General features: G+C 37.0%; 22 protein-coding genes. 9 read left to right on the plus strand and 13 right to left on the minus strand.

Annotation, left to right across the window (positions count from 1 at the left end):
* Window positions 1-44: 44 nt before the first annotated feature.
* Both ACZ1GR_RS05895 and ACZ1GR_RS05900 read right to left on the minus strand, forming a co-directional pair.
* Window positions 45-1,664 (minus strand): amidohydrolase, encoded by a 1,620-nt coding sequence (locus tag ACZ1GR_RS05895; protein ID WP_472611277.1) that lies wholly within the window; start codon window positions 1,662-1,664, stop codon window positions 45-47.
* A gap of 52 nt (window positions 1,665-1,716) precedes the next feature.
* Window positions 1,717-2,796 carry an OmpA family protein gene (locus tag ACZ1GR_RS05900; RefSeq protein WP_472611278.1) on the minus strand — a complete coding sequence of 360 codons (1,080 nt, stop codon included), beginning with the start codon at window positions 2,794-2,796 and terminating at the stop codon, window positions 1,717-1,719.
* A gap of 165 nt (window positions 2,797-2,961) precedes the next feature.
* Between ACZ1GR_RS05900 and ACZ1GR_RS05905 the strand changes: the two genes are divergently transcribed.
* Window positions 2,962-3,393: a carboxypeptidase-like regulatory domain-containing protein gene (locus ACZ1GR_RS05905; protein WP_472611279.1), complete on the plus strand. Its 432-nt coding sequence runs from the start codon at window positions 2,962-2,964 to the stop codon at window positions 3,391-3,393.
* On the opposite strand, the gene ACZ1GR_RS05910 is transcribed toward ACZ1GR_RS05905, so the two are convergent.
* From ACZ1GR_RS05910 to ACZ1GR_RS05935, 6 genes are all read right to left on the minus strand, one after another.
* Window positions 3,390-3,806, minus strand: a complete 417-nt coding sequence (locus ACZ1GR_RS05910) for a response regulator (protein ID WP_472611280.1) — start codon at window positions 3,804-3,806, stop codon at window positions 3,390-3,392. The genes ACZ1GR_RS05905 and ACZ1GR_RS05910 overlap by 4 nt on opposite strands.
* Before the next feature lies 1 nt (window position 3,807).
* A complete protein-coding gene (locus ACZ1GR_RS05915; protein WP_472611281.1) occupies window positions 3,808-5,328 on the minus strand; it encodes a sensor histidine kinase in 1,521 nt (506 codons plus the stop codon).
* A 5-nt stretch (window positions 5,329-5,333) separates the two neighbouring features.
* The gene (locus ACZ1GR_RS05920) at window positions 5,334-5,819 is read right to left on the minus strand and encodes a hypothetical protein (RefSeq protein ID WP_472611282.1); all 486 of its coding nucleotides are present in this window, start codon (window positions 5,817-5,819) and stop codon (window positions 5,334-5,336) included.
* A gap of 90 nt (window positions 5,820-5,909) precedes the next feature.
* Window positions 5,910-6,992, minus strand: coding sequence for an OmpA family protein (locus ACZ1GR_RS05925; protein WP_472611283.1), 1,083 nt, complete (start codon window positions 6,990-6,992; stop codon window positions 5,910-5,912).
* Between the two features lie 58 nt (window positions 6,993-7,050).
* On the minus strand, window positions 7,051-8,802 hold the full coding sequence (locus tag ACZ1GR_RS05930; protein ID WP_472611284.1) for a TonB-dependent receptor: 1,752 nt from the start codon (window positions 8,800-8,802) through the stop codon (window positions 7,051-7,053).
* Window positions 8,803-8,812: 10 nt separating this feature from the next.
* Window positions 8,813-11,836 carry a tetratricopeptide repeat protein gene (locus ACZ1GR_RS05935; RefSeq protein WP_472611285.1) on the minus strand — a complete coding sequence of 1,008 codons (3,024 nt, stop codon included), beginning with the start codon at window positions 11,834-11,836 and terminating at the stop codon, window positions 8,813-8,815.
* A gap of 133 nt (window positions 11,837-11,969) precedes the next feature.
* On the opposite strand from ACZ1GR_RS05935, the gene ACZ1GR_RS05940 reads away from it, so the two are divergent.
* From ACZ1GR_RS05940 to ppgK, 3 genes are all read left to right on the plus strand, one after another.
* Complete coding sequence (locus ACZ1GR_RS05940; protein WP_472611286.1) at window positions 11,970-12,653, plus strand: cell division ATP-binding protein FtsE; 684 nt, start codon at window positions 11,970-11,972, stop codon at window positions 12,651-12,653.
* 1 nt (window position 12,654) lies between these two features.
* Entirely contained in the window at window positions 12,655-13,086 is a 432-nt protein-coding gene (locus ACZ1GR_RS05945; RefSeq protein WP_472611287.1) for a hypothetical protein, read from the plus strand.
* Window positions 13,087-13,171: 85 nt separating this feature from the next.
* The gene (ppgK, locus tag ACZ1GR_RS05950) at window positions 13,172-13,921 is read left to right on the plus strand and encodes a polyphosphate--glucose phosphotransferase (RefSeq protein WP_472611288.1); all 750 of its coding nucleotides are present in this window, start codon (window positions 13,172-13,174) and stop codon (window positions 13,919-13,921) included.
* Here ppgK and typA read toward each other — a convergent pair.
* The 3 genes from typA to ACZ1GR_RS05965 all read right to left on the minus strand — a co-directional run bounded on the left by typA (window position 13,918) and on the right by ACZ1GR_RS05965 (window position 17,011).
* Window positions 13,918-15,717: a translational GTPase TypA gene (gene typA / locus ACZ1GR_RS05955; RefSeq protein WP_472611289.1), complete on the minus strand. Its 1,800-nt coding sequence runs from the start codon at window positions 15,715-15,717 to the stop codon at window positions 13,918-13,920. The two genes, ppgK and typA, sit on opposite strands and share 4 nt — an antisense overlap.
* Before the next feature lie 97 nt (window positions 15,718-15,814).
* Window positions 15,815-16,357 carry a hypothetical protein gene (locus ACZ1GR_RS05960; RefSeq protein ID WP_472611290.1) on the minus strand — a complete coding sequence of 181 codons (543 nt, stop codon included), beginning with the start codon at window positions 16,355-16,357 and terminating at the stop codon, window positions 15,815-15,817.
* 96 nt (window positions 16,358-16,453) lie between these two features.
* A complete protein-coding gene (locus ACZ1GR_RS05965) occupies window positions 16,454-17,011 on the minus strand; it encodes a hypothetical protein (protein ID WP_472611291.1) in 558 nt (185 codons plus the stop codon).
* A 71-nt stretch (window positions 17,012-17,082) separates the two neighbouring features.
* Here ACZ1GR_RS05965 and kdsA point away from each other — a divergent pair, with 71 nt between their 5' ends.
* Window positions 17,083-17,901, plus strand: a complete 819-nt coding sequence (gene kdsA / locus ACZ1GR_RS05970) for a 3-deoxy-8-phosphooctulonate synthase (protein WP_472611292.1) — start codon at window positions 17,083-17,085, stop codon at window positions 17,899-17,901.
* A gap of 5 nt (window positions 17,902-17,906) precedes the next feature.
* Here kdsA and ACZ1GR_RS05975 read toward each other — a convergent pair whose 3' ends face one another.
* Window positions 17,907-18,269, minus strand: coding sequence for a DUF1801 domain-containing protein (locus ACZ1GR_RS05975; protein WP_472611293.1), 363 nt, complete (start codon window positions 18,267-18,269; stop codon window positions 17,907-17,909).
* 90 nt (window positions 18,270-18,359) lie between these two features.
* Between ACZ1GR_RS05975 and ACZ1GR_RS05980 the strand changes: the two genes are divergently transcribed.
* From ACZ1GR_RS05980 to ACZ1GR_RS05995, 4 genes are all read left to right on the plus strand, one after another.
* The gene (locus ACZ1GR_RS05980) at window positions 18,360-18,968 is read left to right on the plus strand and encodes a hypothetical protein (RefSeq protein ID WP_472611294.1); all 609 of its coding nucleotides are present in this window, start codon (window positions 18,360-18,362) and stop codon (window positions 18,966-18,968) included.
* Between the two features lies 1 nt (window position 18,969).
* Entirely contained in the window at window positions 18,970-19,266 is a 297-nt protein-coding gene (locus tag ACZ1GR_RS05985) for a winged helix-turn-helix domain-containing protein (protein ID WP_472611295.1), read from the plus strand.
* A 48-nt stretch (window positions 19,267-19,314) separates the two neighbouring features.
* Window positions 19,315-20,655, plus strand: a complete 1,341-nt coding sequence (gene creD / locus ACZ1GR_RS05990) for a cell envelope integrity protein CreD (RefSeq protein ID WP_472611296.1) — start codon at window positions 19,315-19,317, stop codon at window positions 20,653-20,655.
* A gap of 95 nt (window positions 20,656-20,750) precedes the next feature.
* Window positions 20,751-21,413, plus strand: coding sequence for a DUF1361 domain-containing protein (locus tag ACZ1GR_RS05995; RefSeq protein WP_472611297.1), 663 nt, complete (start codon window positions 20,751-20,753; stop codon window positions 21,411-21,413).
* Window positions 21,414-21,470: 57 nt separating this feature from the next.
* Here ACZ1GR_RS05995 and ACZ1GR_RS06000 read toward each other — a convergent pair whose 3' ends face one another.
* Window positions 21,471-21,758 (minus strand): hypothetical protein, encoded by a 288-nt coding sequence (locus ACZ1GR_RS06000; protein ID WP_472611298.1) that lies wholly within the window; start codon window positions 21,756-21,758, stop codon window positions 21,471-21,473.
* Window positions 21,759-21,805: the final 47 nt, after the last annotated feature.

Here is a 21,805-nt window from a genome sequence, read left to right on the forward strand (position 1 = left end):
GAATTTTATTTCGAAATGACCCTTTATAAACTCTCAAAACTTTATTATTTCACCTTCTCGCCCCCAACAAAAACCTGTTCCGCTTTTAGATTTGGAATCTGCGAAGCTGGAACTTCCATAATATTATCACTCAAAATCACGAAGTCTGCTTTTTTACCCACTTCTATGCTTCCTTTTTCGTTTTCTTCAAAATTAGAATAGGCGGCCCATATCGTCATTCCCTTTAAAGTTTCCTCTCTAGACAAAGCATCCTTCATTTGGTATCCTCCATCGGGATAAGCTTCTAAATCTTGTCTTGCCACCGCGGCATAAAATGTCAAAAACGGGCTTACTTTTTCTACCGGAAAATCAGTTCCTAAAACAACCATCCCGGCATTATTAAGCAGTGTCTTAAAAGCATAAGCTCCTTTTACACGCTCTTCGCCTAACCTATCTTCTGCCCAGTACATATCGCTAGTGGCATGTGTGGGTTGTATTGATGGAATAATACCACTGCTAAAATATTGAAAGTCAGGCTCAGAAATTACCTGTGCATGTTCTATTTTCCATCTTCTATCGGCACCATCGGGCAAGGCTTTCGCATAGGCCCTTAATACCGCAATATTTGCAGAATCTCCAATAGCATGGGTGTTCATTTGGTAATCTGAAGCAGCTATCCTTTTTGCCAATGACTCAATGGTATCTACAGGAGTAATCATGGCTCCAAAATGCCCAGGTTTATCTGAATAGGGTTCACGTAAGGCAGCTCCTCGCGACCCCAAAGCACCATCACCATATACTTTTACAGAACGTACATTTAATTTATCCGTTTTTACGATACCTTTTGATAAGTAATAATCTAAATTTTCTTTGTTATTGCTGATCATGGCATACACCCGAATATCCAATTCACCAGCTTGCTGTAGGCTATCTATTAATTCTATGGTCTCTTTGTTTAGACCTGCATCGTTAACCGTAGTCAAACCATAATCGAAACAAAGTTCTTGCGCATCTTTTAGCGCCTGAATCTGTGTTGCCCTTGTGGGTTTAGGAATTACGGCGTCTATCAAACCCATAGGGTTGTCTACCAAAACTCCAGTGATATTTCCACTATTGTCTTTAACTATTTCGCCACCTTCCACGTTGGTTTCATTGTTTATTCCTGCTAAATCCAAAGCTTTTTGATTGACCAAATAGGCATGACCATCTACACGCTCTAGTACTACAGGGGTATCTGGGAATAATTTATCTAGTTTGTCTTTTGTCGGGAATTCCTTTTCTTCCCAATCATTCTGGTCCCAGCCACGACCCTGAATAACGTTTGAAGGCTTTTCTTTATGAAAATTGGCAACTTTTTGAAGAATATCATCATAACTAGTTGTTCCTCGCAGGTTGACAACTTGTTGGGTTAATCCCAAACCATAAAAATGACAGTGCGCATCAAATAAACCTGGAACTATAGTTTTGCCCTTTGCATCTATTTCTTCTTTGGCCATGTAGTTTTCCAAATTATCTTCGGAAACCGCTACAAATTCACCATCTTTTATGGCTATGGCATTTGCTGTCGAAAAACTATCATCCACCGTATAAATATTGGCGTTGTAAACGATAAGGTCGACTTCTTCTTTTGAATTGCAAGAAAAAAATAGGACTAAAAATAAAAAAGAAAGAATGTGTATTTTCATTAGGAATTGACTTTCCCCAAAAATACACAATCAGATATAATGTTAGCTTTTTCTATTGGTTCTCTATGGTGGTCATCACAAATTCTACGCGACGGTTAGCCTTTTCCTTAATCTTTCCGTTTCTAAGGGGCTTTGTATCACCTGCACCTTCCCAAACAACACGATTGTCATCAATACCTAACTTTTTAAGATATAGTGCAACCGCTCTAGCTCTTAGTGAAGAAATAAACTTGTTGTATTCAGGATTTCCAACATTATCAGAATGCCCGGTAATCTTCATTTGCACCTCAGCATTCTCTTTAAGAAACTTAAAGATTTTCTTTACGCTGGCCACGGCTTCTTTATCGAGCTCATAGCCTTTAGGTTCAAATGGGTTACGCTCTAAAACGTAAATTTTATCTTTTTCGTAGTTGATTCTCGGCTGTTCTTCAAGCATAAAATCATCTATATAATAATAAGAGAAATCTTTGGATAAAACAGGCCCTGTTTTATTTAAGAGTGCCGTGCTATTGTTATTTTGAAAATTACCTATAATGATATGTTCTTCAAAGCCCTTTGCCTCAAACTCGCCAGATAATGTTACCCAACCTTCGGTATCTGCCATTGAGTTATTCGGGGTGAGCTTTACCTCATAAAATTCTACACCTTCTTGTAAATCCAATTTTGAAGGGGTAAGTGCAGAACTGTTAGGCACTCTAACCTTTGCATTGGTCAATACTATTGACATACCCTTTAATGCCAAACTTGATGCTTCGGCAAGACTTACCTTAAAAGAAACCTTATAAGGGAATTTACTTCGTAGGGTTTTTGCCGTATTTAACTGAATATATTCACGGTAATCGTTCAATGCATAAAAATACAGCCCGGCGTATCCTTTACCTTCAACAGCCTTTTGTGCTCCCTTGAAATTCTCAGGAACCGAAAAATCACCGGTACCACACTCATTAAAGTAATCGCCCGAACTGGAAGTTGGCAATGATACATCTTCGACAAGAGTGTTAAAATTGGTAATGTTAGAAGGACACGCTTTGTAGTTTTCAAAGCTTGGATTAAGAATCAAGTTTTGCGCTGAGAGCGAAATACTTGATAAAAAAATGAACCCTAATACTAGACGAGAATAAAAATGCACCATACCTCTATGTTAATTTTTGGTTCTCGTTCCGCATAAAAAACGCTGGTTTTATGGTATTATTGTTTGTCTACAAACTTTTGTAGCGATAACATTACCTGCAACCAAGACTGCAAAAACATACTAATTATCAATAAAATACGTTATACTAGTCCAAATCTTATTGAAATGCACAAATTAACCCTTGTGCTCCTATTAACCTATATTCCGTTTTTTGGTATTTCCCAAAATACCATATCTGGAAAAGTTGTTGATGAGCTAGGTCTGCCAATTTATATGGCGTCTGTTGAAATTGACCAAACAGACGACATTACCTATACCAATTATGAAGGGGAGTTTACACTTACCAGCAAGAAGGATTTTCATTGGAAAGTGAATATCAAATCAAAAGGCTATAAATCGGAATCTTTTTTTGTGCTAGGTGGCGGTAAAACGGAAAGTTTGGTGCTCGAGTATGATGCAGAAATGAAGAAATTATTAGGAGGTTCTTCGAGTCTATTACCAAGATTTCCTCTAAACCCGTTTCAAAAACCATTCTTATTCAAAAAACCAAAAAAAGAGTTGGCAGTAACATTTGTTGTTAAGCCTGTAGGCAATTAGAGGTAATGCTGAAAATGTTCGGCAACAATATCGTGTATCATCTCTTCTTTTAGAGGTTTATTTTTAAAACCTTTGATAAGCCCGAGACTTTGGGCCTTTTTCTCATCATCAGGATTTAACGAGGTAGTAAGCATTACCACGACAATATGGCCTTTCTGTCCATCTTCAAGCTTTTCGTAGGCTTCTAAAAATTCCCAGCCATCCATACCGGGCATATTGATATCCAAAAAAATAACATCTGGTTGCGGGTAGATTCCATTTTTTGTCTCCGTTAAGTAATCAAGGGCATCATATCCGCTTTGTACCGCCATTATCTTTTCTGCACAACCACTCTTTTTAATGACCATTTCATGAATGAAGTTGGTGGCTTCATCGTCGTCTATCAACAAAATACAATTCAGCTTTTTTTTCATTTTATGATTTTAATTGTTTTGGTATGGAAAAATGAAATGTTGTTCCTTTTTCCAGTTCGGATTCCATCCAAATTTTACCTCCGTGAAGGTCGACAATTTTTTGGCAATGTGCCAATCCAATACCGGTTCCTTCATAATCACTTCTATTGTGAAGTCTTTTAAATATCTGAAAAACCTTCTCATGATGCTCTTTTGCAATACCAATTCCGTTATCGGCTATGGAAAAAAAGTGCTTTTCTGCCGATTCATTTGAGGATATTACCACTTTTGGCGGAACACCTTCTCTTCTGAATTTGATCGCATTACTAATTAAATTTTGAAATAATTGTCTTATCTCTGTTTCAAAGGCTATCACTTTTACAGGTAAATTCTGTTTCATTATTTCAACCTTGGCCTTAGCAATTTTGACGCCTAGGTCTTGTTCTATTTCATCTACCGTTTTTTTAATATTTACAATGGTCTTCTCGGTATCTTTGCCAATTCTGCTATAATCTAAAAGCCCTTTGACCAGATTGCGCATTCTGCCTGTGGCTTCTAATATAAATTGCAGGCTTTTTGAACCTGTTTCATCAAACTTATCTTGATACTCGGTTGCCAACAAATCGGTAAAGCTCGTCACTGTTCGCAAGGGCTCTTGAAGATCGTGAGAAGCAATAAAAGCGAATTGTTCCAATTCTTTATTTTGTGATTCTAATTTCTCGGCATAGAGAATACGTTGCCGTTCTGTTCGTTTCAATTTAGTAATATCCGTCCAACTTGATCGGCTATACAAAATTTCGCCATCTGCATTTTTGACCGAACTGACATTAAGTATTACATCTATTTTCTTTCCTGTTTTGGTTTTTAATAGTAGTTCAGCGTTTTTGATTGTTCCGGTTCTTTGAAATTTTTTAAATGCCTTATGTACTTCCGCCATGCATTCTGGATGATATACCTTAAATACTTCTTCACCAATCAGTTCTTCCTTTGTGTAACCAAGTTTTATACCTATGGTTTCATTACATCTTATAATTTTTGCCGTCTTTGGGTCTACGCTTACATGCATTTCATTGGCGTGTTCATATAGGTAGCGATATAATTTTTCGCTTACCTCTAAATCTTTTTTACTCTGATAAAGTTCTTTGGTACGCTCAATTACTTTTTCTTCCATGGAATCAAGCGTGTTTTGCACGCCTTCATAACCTTTTTTCGCGGCAGAGACCAAAGCAACGGAAACCCATAGTACAATCAAAGAAATAATAAAATTTACCCCCCATATACGATCAATATCTTCTTCAACGGCAACCGGTGACAGAATGAGACCAATAATCATTAGAATTGTGCAAACAAAACCAACGAATACCGATGTAAACTTGCCAGGCAATAACCAGCTGTATAGTATGACAATACAGTAAACTGCCCCAAAGACAATTGTTTTGGGGAGATTTACATCTATAATAAAAATGATTGTAGTGAAAATGACTGCAACAATTGTAAGGACAACTGTTTGCACCCATTTTGATGTAGTTTCAACCTTGGCCATTTAAATCAACTAAGCTTTATAATCTTTTCTTTGAGAACTTCAATCTCCATTTCTTTTTCTATGAGTTGATTTTTCAACTTATTTATTTCGCTGTTATTGGACAAACCTGAAGACTTGTAATCCAATAATTTAGGTAAATCCCTAATTAAAGCGAAAACCGTTGCAAAACTTATCAATGCCGTCATGAACCGTATTAAAGCACTCAACCGATAGGCGGGCCACCAAAAGATTATGGCATCTAAAATATGTGTAGTTCCGCAAAAAATGATAAAAGCTGCAAACAGCCAGAAAACCGGTAAAAATGGAACATTAGGTCGTTTTTGAACAAACCAAATGATAACAACAGGAATAATGAAGTAAGCCAACCAAATGGCGACATCACTCCCAATGTATAACCAACCATGAAAATCGCTCCATTTACCGCACACCCAGCGGGCAGGCCAATCTGAAGTATCCAGCAGTTTTTGAAAAAACTCCGTTATCTCACTCATAATTGTATTATTTAAGTTAGTTCGCTTTTTCGAAATTACGAGGATTATAGATAAATTATAACGAGTTGAGTAAGAAAAATAGTATTAAAATCAATTTTTTATTGGTGCAACCAAGAATTCTACGCGTCTATTCTTTTTTCTGCCATCTTCGGTCACATTAGACTGAAGTGGCTTGGCGCTACCATATCCCTTTAGGCTTAGACGCTCTTTTTCAAGCCCTAATTGAAGTAAATAGGCCGTAATAGCTTCTGCCCTTTTCAAGGATAGGTTCAGGTTATAGGGTTTTGCACCCTTGCTATCGGTATGCCCGATAAGGGTTACCATAAACTCTGGATGGTCCGACAGATATTCTTTAAGCAATCTTATGGTTTCTTTTGCATTTTGGTCCAACTCGTACGAGTCAAAATCAAATAGAATATTCTGGAAATTTTTAGTGATTTCCTCGTCGGGCTGCAGTATTTCTTCCGTAGCATCGCCCAGCAACTCAACTTTGTCAATATAGTAGTAAGCACCTTTTTTTGACTCTTTTCTTTTGGTCTGTACTTTTCTGGTCAGTTTATTATTTCTAAGGTTGCCCAATACCAAAAATCGCTCGTAACCTTTTGCCACAAAAGAAACCGACACTTTCAGCCAGCTACTTTTATCCTCATGAAAATCTGGATGATTAATTTCAAAAGAATGAAATTTATTTCCCTCTACACTATACAATTGCCTTCTAGAGAGGTCTTTTTTTGTCTTTAAGGCTATTTGTTTATATGAACAGACAACACCAAAATCTTTTACCGCAAAATCGGAACCTTCGGCTAAACTGATATAAAAACTTAAATGATATTCTTTATCTGGTCTAAGCTTTGTTTTTAACGCTACTTGAATATATTCTCGATAGTCGCCAGGGGCATAAAAATAAAGTCCTGCGTATGCCTCACCATCTTTCGGGTGTTGGACTCCATTAAAATTTTCTGGAGCACTCATTACCTTACTACAGGTATTAAAATAATCGGTAGTTCCTGCTGTCGGGGTTGACCATGATTTCACATGTTCATTAAATGTTCCTAAAATATTAGGGCATTCGTGGTAGTCTTCAAAGCTTGGATTTTTTACCAGATTTTGAGCAAAAACAGAACAAGTTTGAAAACAAAAAAGTACTACCCCAACATAGATAACCCAGCGCATACATTTCTAAGATAAGAAAATTGTCATGCTTGAGAAGACATTCTTATTTTCGCCTATTCTAGAAATCGAATTTATAGGATACCCCAGCCAAAGCTTGAAAACCTTGAACTTGAAAATTAGACCAACGATGGTAATTGTTATTCGCAATATTAGAAGCCTTCGCAAAAACTGAAAGTTGTTCATTAAAACGATAGCCTAGGTGAGCGTTGGCATCAAAAAAGCTTTCTAAAGTTACTATACTCGAAGGAAATAAGTTCGCAGGGGTATTTGGTTGGGCCGTAGCGACCAAGTCTTCACGTTCGCCAACAAAGAATAGATTGGCACCTATAAACCATTTATCTGAGATCTGATAATCCATGAATAGCGACCCTTTTAAATTAGGCAGGTTCCATGCGGGGTTATCAGTTTCTGTAGTGTAATCATACACCTCAGCATTAAGACCAAGAGTGAAATTTCGATTGACGTCTATGTTTAATTCTGCAAAAATTCCAAGTGTCTTTACATCGTCATAAAAAACTTGAAAAGAATTGCCCAAATTGTATCCCTTTTCATCATCACGGGCTAAGTTTTGCGGATTTAGCAAAAACAATGGCAACCTGTTTTCCGCTGTATATGATCCTTTAACATTGTAGCCCACGTTAGAAAATAACTGTCCTTTTAAACCAGCATAAGCCTCATATTGACTATCGGTAGGTTGAATGTCTAAAGTTGGGGAAACATAAGGGTTACCATTTACAAAATCATAGTATGAATTCTGTCTTAATTGCCCTTCCAATCCGCCGTAAGCGATAACTTGTTCATCTAAAACGCGGTAAGAAGCCGTGACTGCCGGATAGATGTAAAAATTACCGGCATTATTTTCCAAATCAGTTCCATAGACAAAATTGGCTCCAAGATTTAATGTCAAGTCATCACGTAAAACCAAAAGACTGGGGTTGACAGAAACTTGAAATAGACCATAATTGATTTCTTGGGTGTTCTGCGTATTATTTAAACTTTCGTTCTTAAAAGTACCCCCGACATAGTCTAATTTGGTATTAATGGTCACCAATTCTTCGGTTATAGGCAATTCTATTGATGGTTCTAGCAACACTCTATTCTCACCAGATTCAACGGCATCCCAAAATCTTCGAAGTAAAATTTTACCACTTTTAAAGAAAGAATCTTCTAAATTCAAATGTGCTTTGGCCTCGGCATTGAAATAGTTTTGCTGTTCATCTATACCTGCTAACTGTGCCTCGGTAAAAGTTCCGCGTTCTATACCATACCAATTGTACTGCTGATGTTGTAAACCAATACTAGCTCCCCAATCCCTATCACGGTCTTTCTTGGCATAGGAAACATCAAATTTTGTATCATAAAAATCGGTCTCTAGCGGAGTACTATCGATATTGCCTCTAGAAGAGTGATGGCTCAAGCCAAAATCCAATAAATCTTCGCCCCTATTGAACTCCCTACTTGTGTAAAAATCTACAAGGGCATTATTAAAATTTCCTAATCCGACGGAAACGTATGAATTATATAAAGTCGGTGGAGGCGTTTTTTCAACACGAGAGGCCTGCCCTTTTGCCGGGGTAAATGTAGATGCTACCGGCACAGAGAAAATACTATAGGTAATCGGCTTTTTTTGAAGCACTATGGAATCATACAAGCTAGGAACAGACTTTATTTTAAAGGCATCTGAGACGGTAGGTGAATATGGTTTTACCACAGTTACCGTCTCAGTACCAATATCGTCAGTTTTCTGGGCCTGAACCACCCCAAATAGGCTCAAAACAATGATGGAAAATAGTAGATATGACTTAAACATCTTTTTCTTTTTAGTTCTCGTTCGGATTGACTGATGAATTTATTTCTGCTTCTCTTGACTTTATCAATGCAAGTTCTCCTCTAGCCTCTGCAACAATATCATTGAACTCTGCAAAATTTTCAATAACACTTTCTAAAATATATGTAGCCTGAAAAGCATCGCCTAAAGCATAAAAGTTTTTAGCCATTAGTACGAGCCCCTTTCCGCCCCATTCTTTATACGAAGCATAGTCTTTAGCCAATTTTTGAACTGAGGTATTAGAAGCTTCAAAATCTTGATTCTTATTTTTAAAATACGCATCGTAATACCAGGCCTCGGCAGCAGTTTCTCCTGTTGCAATTTTCTTCACCTCAGAAAAAGCAAGCTCGGCCCTTTGCTCGTCGCCTGTTTCGATTGCAGAACGCGCTATCATTATCTGGGCATCGCTTTTGATGCGGTTATCTATTTTTGGAGCATTCAATACCTTTTCGGCATAAGTCAATGTTTGTTCGTAATTCTTTTGACCGTAATAGCCTTTCATTAAATTCGACTGGGCAAAAGTTCTATTCTGATCAATCTCAGCGGCGTTTTCAAGCTGTTGTAAATACGGAATGGCACTTTCGTAGTCTTGTCTTCCAACATAAATTTCACATACTCTTGTGAGCGCTTGTTCGGTATATTCTCCGAAATCATTCTGGGCAACTATTTTGAATTTTGACAACGCTTTTTCTTTATCTCCTTTAGAAAAATACAATTGTGCAAGATTAAAATTGGCCTTGGTCGCTTCCAATCCATTGGGAAATTCCTTTAAATAGTCTTCATAAGAACGAATAGCTGCTTCTGTGTTACCTTGAGCATATTTTCTATCTGCCGCTTCAAAACTTGCGGCATCTAGTTCAGAATCGGTTACCTCAACAAAGTCAAGGTTTCTAACCCAAGCCGCATATTCGCTTACCCTTCCTAAATCCACATAGACCAATTTTGCAGTTGCCACCGCTTGTTTGGCTTCAGGAGTGTTCGGATACTCAGAAACAACGTTTCGCAATTTGGTCAATGCCTGCTCATTTCTGTTTGCATTGTAGTGGACCAGACCTTGTCGCAATAAAGCCCTGGGGGCAAATTTGCTTTTGCTAAATTGAGCAATAAGCTTGTCGTAAGCTTCAAGACCTTGTCTTTCTTGGTCCGTTTTAACATAGGTATTACCCAATTCAAAAAGCGCATCATCTCGTAAAGCGGACTTCGGATAACGATTTATAAATTGATTGAGGCCTTCTATTTTAGCCTTATTATTTCCTAAAAACCCATTACAAATCGCTTTTTGAAACGCGGCATAATCACGTTCGGGTCCATCAAGTTTTGACGCTTCATCATAAGCGGATATGGCGGCTTTATAACTACTGGTTACGAAGTAACTGTCTCCTAATCTTAGATAAGCATCGTTGACCAAACCTTCATCTTCATTATTCTTAATACTATTTTTAAAGAAGGTTATGGCGTTTTTATAATCTTTTATCTTAAAGTAGCAATACCCCAAATTGTAATCGAGCTGTTTGTATTCTTCGACATTTTTAGCATTGGTATTCTTTCTGAATTGCTCAAAACCAACTAGGGCATCATCAAAACGGTTCAAACGATACGCAGATTCCGCCTTCCAATATTGAGAACGTGCCTCATATATAGGGCTTTCAGATTTTTTGAGTGATTTTGAAAAACGCTCCAAAGCCTCTTCATACTTGTTATCGATAAAAAGTTCTACTCCACTATAAAAAGCCACTTTTTGATACGTTTCATCACTTGCGTAGCTAGAATTTTTCTCTAGAAGTGTTAGGGCGCCTTCAAAATTTTTGGAAGTAATGTATGAGTCTACTAGTAGCTCTTGCAGTTCTTCTTGATGCTCATCTTTAGGATACTTGTCTAAATAGGCAGTCATTACCTGCGGAACCGGTTCATAGGCATTGCCTATTTCATAACTTAAACGAGCGTAGTTAAGTAGCGCATCTTTTTCAATCTCTGCATTAAAATCCATTTGGGAGGCATTTCTAAAAGCATTGAGCGCTTCCGATTTTTTGTCCAACTTTAAATAACACTCTGCCAAATGATAATAGGCATTTTGTGCAACGCTGTTGTCGCCTCCAATAATTTTATTGAATTGCCCTATTGCAGATTCAAAATCACCTTGCTTATAGTAACTATATCCCAAGAGATAATAGTCCGTATTATTAAATCGACCTCTTTTTCCCTTGTATTGTTTTAAATACGGAATGGCCTCACCATACTTTTCTAGATTAAAATAGCTTTCACCGATAATTTTATTTAATTCAGAAACCTCTCTTCTGTCCGATTTTGGCAACTGCTTTTTTGCCATTTCTATGGCCTTCTCAAAATTACCTAGCTTAAAATTTAAATCTGCCTGATAATACGAAAGCTTTTCTTCTAGAAGTTTAGGGTCCGTTATCTTATCGAAACGCGCGTTGGCCTCTTCATAATCATCTTGTTCGTAGGCAATATAACCCAGGTAGTACTTTGCTTGAGAACCGTATTTTGCAGAGTTACTTACCCTACTTAAATAGCGTTCGGCCTCCTTTGGTTTTTTAGATGCATAAAGCGAGTAGCCGTTGTTAAAGTTGAAACGCTCTTCGTCTTTTTTTGACATGGCAGTTTTATCAACTTTGTTATACCATTTTAAGGCATACGGATACTTGCCTGTTTCAAAATAATAATCAGCCACATCCATAAAGGCAGAATTTCTTTTGGTAGATGTGGGGTAACGTTCCACAAAATCTTCCATTAACTTATCTGCACCACGTTGATTTAATCGAATCGCAGCATTAGCAGCATAGTAACTGCTATTGGCTTCGGTTTCATAATCGTCGGTAGATGATTTTACTTTCTCGAACAAAGCCTGTGCTGCCTGATACTGTTGATTATTATACAGTGCCAAAGCATCTTGAAATTGTTTCTTTTCGTGATTGTAAATTTTGGTTTCCTGTGCAGTGCACAAAAGGCTAAATCCTAAGAAAAATAGGAAAAGAAATGCAGTGATTCTCCGATTCATAGTGTTCTACGCTGTTCTCGATTGATGATACCATAACGTCAAAATCCGCGCCAAAGTATATTTAATGTTTTTCAAAATTTAAGATTCGTAGAATTTATAGAACTTCGTACCTTTAATTGCTTAAAGATATAAAATGCCCGAAACGATACTAAAACTGCAGGATGTTGCCATTTTTCAAAATGAAAATCTCATACTTAACAATGTAACTCTTGAGGTAAAAAAAGGAGATTTTGTTTATGTAATCGGTAAAACTGGAAGCGGTAAAAGTAGTTTCATGAAAACGCTTTATGGAGACATACCCTTAAAACAGGGCTATGGTAGTATTGTAGATTTTAATCTGAAGTCTTTAGAAGAAAAACAGATACCATTTCTAAGAAGAAAATTAGGTATCGTTTTTCAAGACTTTAAATTATTGTCTGACAGAAACATCAATAACAATTTAAAGTTTGTGCTAAAAGCTACGGGCTGGACTGATACTTCAAAAATGGATGCAAAGATTGAAGAGGTTCTTGATAAGGTAGGTATGAAAACCAAAGGTTTTAAATTTCCGCATGAGCTTTCCGGAGGTGAACAGCAGCGCATTGCCATCGCTAGGGCGCTACTGAATGACCCTGAACTAATTCTTGCCGATGAACCTACAGGCAACCTTGATCCGCAGACCAGTGTTGAAGTTATGCGGGTACTGCAAGAAATTAATGAAAGTGGGCGCACCATTATTATGGCCACTCATGATTATGCACTTATTTTAAAATACCCACACAAAACTTTAAAGTGTGATAATAGTAAGATGTTCGAGGTAATACAAAAAGCGGTTTAAAATGGTCTATAAAGAAATTGAAGGAGAAAAGCCAAAACGTAAAAACCCCCTAATCGGATTGCTTCTACTATTGATTTCTATAGTTTTATTATTTACAACAGGGCTATTTGGGTTTGTTTTTGGACTTCTTCATCAGCTTTTCACCAAAGGGTTAGGAGGAATTGGGGAATACGCGCTAAAAATTGCTATTTCTATAGATCAATTAGGCAATGTGATGATGCAGCATCTATTTAATCTTATTTGGATTAAAAAAGGAGGGTATAAATTCGGAAATAGAGATGAAACCATTTCTAGCGTACTCGGAAAAAACAAACAATTGGAGATGTTGACCAGTTTTGGAAAAGCAATAGATTATATTTTGGATTTTATAGACCCAAATCACTCTTTAAATTCTATAGATTACTTCATTGAGCCTTTAGAAGAAACACTTTAAGGGTGATTATCAACATTCTATGTTCTTCGGAAATCGCTTGCAAAAAGATTTTTGTTTCTTTGCCAAATAAAATTTTTATCCTACTATGGAAATTCTTGGTATTGATGTTGGTGGATCGGGCATGAAAGCTGCATTGGTTAATACAGAAACTGGTGAGATGCTTACCAAAAGACACCGAATTCCAACTCCTAAATCAAGAACACCGAAAGCAATGGCCGATGTTATTGCCCAGCTCGTAAAACATTTTGACTACTCGGGTCCTGTTGGTTGCGGATTTCCTACGGTAATTAAAAAAGGCATTTGCAAATCGGCGGGTAACTTAGACCCATCTTGGTTGGGTGTTGATGTTGATAAACTATTCGAAGAAGCCACCGGGCAACAATTTTCGGTAATTAATGATGCCGATGCAGCAGGTTATGCCGTAATGAACCATGGTGTTGGAAAAGGCCTTGAAGGTTTAGTCTTAATAGTTACCATTGGCACAGGGCTCGGAAGTGGTGCCTTTTTTAATGGTGAACTTTTACCAAATTTTGAGCTAGGTCAAATACCTTATAAAGGTTTTAAGAAAATTGAGACATGGGCTGCAGGATCAGCAATGGAAAGAGAAGGTCTTACTTATAAAAAATGGGCGAAGCGCTTCAATAAATTTTTAAATATTGTTGATTTGATCGTTTCACCCGATCATATTATTCTTGGCGGCGGGGCATCAAAAGACTGGGCGGAGTATAAAGAGTACATTATTATTGATACGCCTATCAGACCTGCACAATTAAAGAATCATGCAGGTATTATCGGTGCAGCGATGGCCGGTTCTATTATTAAAGTAATCAACTAAGCTATCTTATTCCGCTTGCGATCAACTTCCTTTAAATAGATTTTACGGAGTCTTAAATGTTTTGGAGTAACTTCAACATACTCATCTTTCTGAATATATTCTAAAGCTTCTTCCAACGAAAATTTTATTGCCGGAACAATTTTTGCCTTATCGTCTGCACCAGATGAACGTACGTTAGACAATTTTTTAGTTTTGGTCACATTGACCGTCATATCATCTGCACGAGAATTTTCACCAATAACCTGACCTTCATAGATATCTTCACCTGGGTCAACAAAGAATTTTCCGCGATCTTGTAATTTATCTATGGAATAAGGAATTGCAGAACCATTCTCCATAGAAACCAACGAGCCATTGTTACGCTGTGCGATTTCTCCTTTTAACGGTTGATACTCTAAAAAGCGGTGCGCCATAATGGCCTCACCTGCCGTTGCGGTAAGTAATTGATTTCGCAACCCTATAATACCTCTAGATGGAATTACAAACTCACACAACATTCTAGAGCCTTTGGCTTCCATACTAGTCATTTCTCCTTTACGGATAGAGACCATCTCAACAGCTTTACCAGAAACTTCTTCTGGCAAATCAATCGTCAAATGTTCAACTGGTTCGCATTTAACGCCATCAATTTCTTTTATAATTACTTGAGGTTGGCCAATTTGCAGTTCGTAACCTTCACGGCGCATGGTCTCAATTAAAACAGAAAGGTGTAATACTCCACGACCGAACACCATAAATTTGTCAGCACTATCGGTCTCTTCAACTCTAAGGGCCAAATTTTTCTCTAATTCTTTTTCAAGACGTTCTTTAATGTGGCGTGAGGTAACAAACTTACCATCTTTACCAAAAAACGGACTGTCATTTATGGTAAACAACATGCTCATCGTTGGCTCATCTATGGCGATGGTCTTTAATTTTTCAGGATTTTCAATATCGGCAACAGTATCACCAATCTCAAAACCTTCCATTCCAACAATGGCGCAAATATCGCCAGCAACGACCTCTTGTACTTTAATACGGCCAAGGCCTTCGAAGGTGTAAAGCTCTTTAATTTTAGACTTTACTATGGTTCCATCTCTTTTTACCAAAGAAACTTGTTGTCCTTCTTTTAAAGTCCCACGTTGTAATCTTCCAATGGCAATACGCCCTGTGAAAGAAGAGAAATCCAACGAAGTAATCAATAATTGTGTTGTACCCTGTTCTGGTTTAAATTCTGGCACATGTTCGATGACCATGTCCAATAAGGGTTCTATATTTTCGGTTTCGTTCTTCCAATCATCACTCATCCAATTGTTCTTTGCAGAACCATAAACAGTAGGGAAGTCTAGCTGCCATTCTTCGGCACCCAGTTCAAACATTAAATCGAATACTTTCTCATGAACCTCTTCAGGTGTGCAGTTTTCTTTATCCACCTTATTAATGACTACACAAGGCTTAAGACCTAAATCAATCGCTTTTTGTAGTACAAATCGAGTTTGCGGCATTGGACCTTCAAAGGCATCGACCAACAACAAAACGCCATCTGCCATATTCAATACCCGCTCTACTTCACCGCCAAAATCGGCGTGACCAGGGGTGTCGATAATATTGATTTTCGTGTCTTTATATACAACAGATACGTTTTTAGAAACGATAGTGATTCCGCGTTCACGTTCTAAGTCGTTATTGTCTAGAATTAAATCACCTTTGTTTTCATTCTCACGAAACAATTGACAGTGAAACATAATCTTGTCTACCAAGGTGGTTTTACCGTGGTCAACGTGAGCAATAATGGCAATATTCTTAATTTTAGACATAACCTTGTTTTTGAGCGTGCAAAGATACTCTGATTTAGCTATGCTACAACACAAACAAATATTATTTTTATCTTATTGATTATGAGAGGGTTTCCAACTATTTCGACTTTCCTAGAACCCAGCCAATGCTAAAACCTAAAATTGGACCAAATTCTCCTTCATAAAAATCGTCATAATAATATCCAAAACCCATTTTTAAGCTAAAATTGAATCCTTTCGAATATGTTCTTTGAATTCCATAAACGGGACCTACTTGCCCAAAATAACCACCAGTAACATTTAAGTTTCCAATAATGGTCTCATTTAAAAAAGTTGTATTGTTTAGGGCAATGAAGTTACCCGAATTACCTCTAATACGTTTGCCTTTTTCTTTTCTTCGATTTAAGTTATAATAATATTTATAGGACGCATTAAAAGCGGGTATCAGTGCCCAGTCAAAACCTCTGTCACTGCCACCTCTTGCTCCAAATTGCAGTGCAGCCGAGACATCAAATGTTTGATTTTTTGCAAAACCCCACTCATATTCAATTCCAGGATTTATAAAATTCACCTTTATTAGGGATTCTTCAACATTTTTAGTAGGCTGAGCAAATGATAATGAAGCTATTAATAAAGCAATTAGAAAAAACTTGGTTTTCATCTTTGATTTGATTTTTAGTTATTCGATTGATTTGCCAAATACCATACCGCAAAAATCAACTAGAACATTATAAGCGTTCTATCAGAGAGGTGAAAATCACTTCCCTACGCACCAACGTTTCTCACTTACTATCCAACCGATACTTAAATTCACTACCGGTTGAATTCCACCTCTAAAAGGTCCAATATAATATCCTGCTCCCGCATCGATAGAAAAGCTTAAGCCAGAGTTATAACTTCGTTGTATTCCATAGACCAACCCAGCATAGCCATGTATACCGTCGACAAGAACTCCATCGACCAGTCTGGAGCCTGGTGAGAAAACAGCAAGAGAAGGTGCTATATAATTTCCTGAATTACCATAAATCTGTCTTCCTCTTCTATCTCGTCCATTAAAATTGTGGTAATATCTATTCTGGACCGTTATTGCCGGAAAGAAATCATAATCTTCAACAGGGTTCTCAGATGCGGGTTCAATAGCAGCCTGCCAAGCCACCCTAAAGTCTAGTGTACTATTTACTCCGAGTGCCATTTCGTATTCGATACCTGGGTTAAATAGATTTATTTTCAACTGCCTCAGTTCACAGTTTTTACCAAATTGCCCATGGGCGCCGATAGTCCATAGTCCCAAGACCAAGAGTATTATTTTTTGCATAGTAGGTAAATTTGGGTAGTATAGTAACAGATACTTTTTCAAAATAGTATTTTTGCCTAAAACATATACTTATGCAGTTAAGTCTCATTCCTCAGCTAAAACATACAGATAGTAACAACTTTTTTCTTTTGGCTGGTCCATGTGCTATTGAAGGTGAAGAAATGGCTTTACGCATTGCAGAAAAAGTGGTAGCAATTACTGATGATCTAAAAATACCTTATGTTTTTAAAGGAAGTTTTAAAAAGGCCAACAGAAGCCGGATAGATTCTTTTACGGGTATTGGGGATGAAAAAGCATTGAAAATCCTTAAGAAAGTATCCGAGACCTTTGATGTTCCTACCATTACTGATATTCATACGGAACAAGATGCCGTTATGGCTGCCCAGTATGTTGACGTTCTACAAATTCCTGCGTTTTTGGCCCGCCAAACAGATTTAATTGTAGCGGCCGCAAAGACAGGAAGAACCGTAAACATTAAGAAAGGACAGTTTATGAGTCCTGAAAGTATGAAACATGCCGTTACCAAAGTGAAAGAATCTGATAACGAAAAAGTGTGGATTACAGATCGAGGCACCATGTTCGGTTATCAAGATATGGTCGTAGATTTTAGGAGTATACCAACTATGAAGCAGTACGCTCCGGTTGTTTTAGATGTAACACATTCGCTACAACAACCCAACCAATCATCTGGCGTAACCGGTGGCCGACCAGCGCTTATAGGAACAATGGCCAGAGCAGGAATAGCCGCGGGAGTAGATGGCCTTTTTATGGAAACCCATTTTGACCCTGCCAATGCAAAAAGTGATGGGGCAAACATGTTGGATTTAAGCTTGTTGGAGAAATTACTGCAAGATTTGGTCGCCATTAGGGCTACCATAAATAATCTCTAGTACAACTAGTAAAATCCTTTACTTCTTAAGGTATAAGCTTCCTCCAAAACAGCTACTAATATAGCATCATCTATTTCTTCAAGTGTTGTATAACGAAGTGATTTGACCACCTTTCTGTTTTCGGTGACCATTTTATCTAAATGCTTGGTCAAATGAGCGGAGTTCCAGAAGGCAATGTCTACAAACTTCTTTTTTGGTGATACGTTCAAGTAACAGATCGGACTTTTATCGGCATAAAAACAGGGAATGTTCCATTTATATTTTAAATCAACTTCTGGTATCACAGCCTCAATGGTGGCTTTTAGATGCAATAAAATACTTCGGTAGGGCTCGTTTTGACTTAAGATGTAATCTTCCGCAGGATTCATAAACTAAAAATAATCAACAATCATAAACTTTGTTAAAAAAGGAGGTGTAATTGAAAAAAATATTAGCTTTGAATTTCAAAGTACTTTAATATGGGAGAGGAAAAATACTTAGAAGACATTTCTCAAATCAAAGATTTGATGAACCGCTCATCGCGGTTTATCTCATTAAGTGGGCTATCGGGAATAATGGCTGGTCTATACGCTATAACCGGAGCTGCCATAACTTATTTCTTTCTGCTTCCAGAACCGGGAAGCTATGTTACATTACATAGCTGGAACTTTAAGCTGATTATTGCAATTCTTATAGCCGTGGCCGGTCTAAGCCTTATCACCGCCTATTTACTGAGCTCGAAAAAAGCCAAAAAGAACAACGAAAAATTATGGGATGCCGCAACCAAAAGGCTCTTAGCGAGCTTTTTAGTACCACTGGTGACCGGAGGCATATACATACTTATAAAGTTGGGCAGTCAACATTATGGTTTAACAGGTTCTCTCATGCTCATTTTCTATGGTCTTGCCTTGGTAAGCGCTTCAAAATACACTATTGGCACTATAAAGTATCTTGGTTATACTGAGATTGTTCTAGGACTTATCTGCGCAGCAATGCCAGGTTATGGGTTTTGGTTCTGGCTTATTGGTTTTGGCTTTTTACATATCATTTACGGAAGCTTAATCTACTTCAAAGAAGATAAAGCATAACATGGGGCTTATAGATAACATTAATAAACTATTTGACCATCGTATTCGCTTGGGTATAATGTCAGTACTTGTTGTTAACGAAAATGTAGATTTTAACACCTTAAAAGAGCTATTGGGTGCTACCGATGGCAATTTGGCCAGCCATGCCAAAACATTAGAAAAGGCAAATTATATTACAGTGGAAAAATCATTCATAGGGCGAAAACCAAATACCAAATACAGTGTTACCAAAAGCGGTCGAATTGCATTTAAAGAACACATTGACGCTTTGGAAAAGCTTTTAAACAAGAAAAACTAATTTTTTTATGAATTCACTTTGAAAATCAAAGTACTTTAAATATATATTATGGAAACAAAAAGAAGTCGAATAGGAAACTGGTTCAAAACATCTATCTCAGCAAGAATGCTCATTGTAGGGTTTATTTTAGTAATACTTCTAATTCCCTTAAGTTTTGTAAAAGACCTGATACGCGAAAGAGGTTATAGACAGACCGAGGTTATTCAAGAGATCAATCAAAAATGGGGCAATCAGGTCACTCTTTACGGACCGATTATTAAAATTCCTTATAAAACTTACAAAGAGGAAAAAGTGTTTGATCCGAATTCAAAGACCTATATAAAAACCTTTGAAGATGTATTTCATGATGCTTATTTTTTTCCTGAAAATCTCGATATAAATGCTCAAATAGACACGGAATCTCTCGAACGAGGTATTTATGAGTCCGTGGTTTATACTTCCGACATCCATCTTAAAGGCAATTTTCAGGGGTTCGACTTTTCAGCAGAAGAAATTCCTGAGCAGGATATTTTCTGGAACAAAGCAACAGTTCTGATGAAGACCTCAAATTTAAAAGGTATTCGCAATGAAATATCCATTCAGTTAGACACTAGCCAAGTAAACCTAAAGCCTTTATTTGATGATCAAGCCATGAGCACATTATCCAGTAACTTTTTAAAAAACATTAAAAATGACACTGAATTGGCTTTTTCTATGGATATTAAGATAAATGGAAGTGAGCGCCTACAATTTATTCCTGTTGGTAGAGAGACGCTGGTAAACATGAAATCTGATTGGCATTCCCCTAGTTTTAACGGTAATTTTTTACCTGATGATAAAACTAAAAAAATACGTAAAAATGGTTTTGAAGCCAATTGGAAAGTATTGGAAACCAATCGTCAGTTTGGGCAACAGTTCTTCGACAGACTACCAAGTCTTTCTGCTTTTTCTTTTGGCACCAATCTAATCATACCTGTTGATGACTATCAAAAAACAGAACGCACCAGTAAGTATGGTCTTATGATTATAGGGCTCACCCTACTTGTATTTTTACTCATTCAGATTATAAGTAAAATAGACATTCACCCCTTTCAATATTTAATGATCGGTTTGGCCCTGGTCATGTTCTATACCCTACTGATTTCTATTTCTGAACATCAAAATTATCTAAGAGCTTATTTAATAGCAGGGTCGGCGGTTATCGGCTTGATTACTATTTATTCACGAACGATACTAAAAAATATCAAATTTCCATTACTCATATTTTCTTCTATGACGGCACTTTATGCATTCATTTTTGTCATCATACAGTTAGAAAACTATGCCTTATTGGTTGGTAGTATCGGTCTTTTTGTAATTCTGGCGATTATCATGTTTGCCTCAAAAAAAATAGATTGGAATCAGTCTTAAAATATTTTAGTTGGTTATTGAAGGGCTTACTGCGTTATAGCAGTAGCCCTTACTCTAAATCACAAAGAATTCATTCACCTAATAATTAAACTTCAATGAAATTAAGAGAACTTGTAAACGAAAAATTCAAAGAGATAAGTTATCTGTCCGCAGGTGTAGCATGTTCAGTTTTAATACTCATTTTACGTATTAAGCTTACACAAGAATTTTTTCTTCTTTTCTTAGGATGGAATTTACTTTTGGCGCTAATTCCTTTTATCATAGCGCTTATCATCTATAAGAACCCCGAACTAATGGCAAAACCATGGAGTAAAATAGGTTTTACTTTTCTCTGGTTACTTTTCTTGCCTAATGCACCTTATATCATTACTGATTTTATCCATCTTCAGCTTTCAAGCCCTACATTCTTTTTGCTCGATTTTCTAACAATCGCCAGCTTTGCCTTAACAGGATTCTTTTCTGGCATTTATTCATTTAAAATAATGCGTGAATTATACAGTCTCAACTATGCTAAGAAAATAATCAATGTTTATACGGTATTGATGGCTTTCTTATGCGGATTTGGGGTTTATTTAGGAAGGGTAATTCGCTTAAATAGTTGGGATGTTTTTATAAATCCATGGAAAACTTTCATCCAAATTATGGAAAGCACTACGCAACCCTTAGCCTGGCTTGTAACTATATTTTTTGGAACGCTTATGCTAACGGCACTATTTCGATTTAAAGCCATTGTTAACGGTTTGTCTAATGCCAAGTAGACAAAAAAATAACATCAAAAAAGATTCTGATAGACCTTGGAAGCTTAAACTGACAGATTAAAGCAGTTTGCCTATGGGTTTTGGCCCTGGCCCATTTGGGTTAAATTCTCGGTAAAAATCTTGAAGTATTATATTTTTTAAACCGATCGGAGAATCATCTGATATGGTTATCTCTTTTGTAACCATATCTATATCAAAAACAAGCTTGTCGAAATCGTCCATTAGCTCGTCCCAGTTTGAAATTAAAAACCTTGAAATCTTTTTTCTGAGCAGATATTCCATGTCCAGACAGAGCTTTTTTGTTTCATCCGTAGCTTCAAAAGTATTGGTCCAAATAAATTTCATGGTTGGTTTAAAAGCGCTACAATATACTTATTTTGAAGACACCTTTA

The organism is Croceitalea sp. W27 (assembly GCF_055693185.1).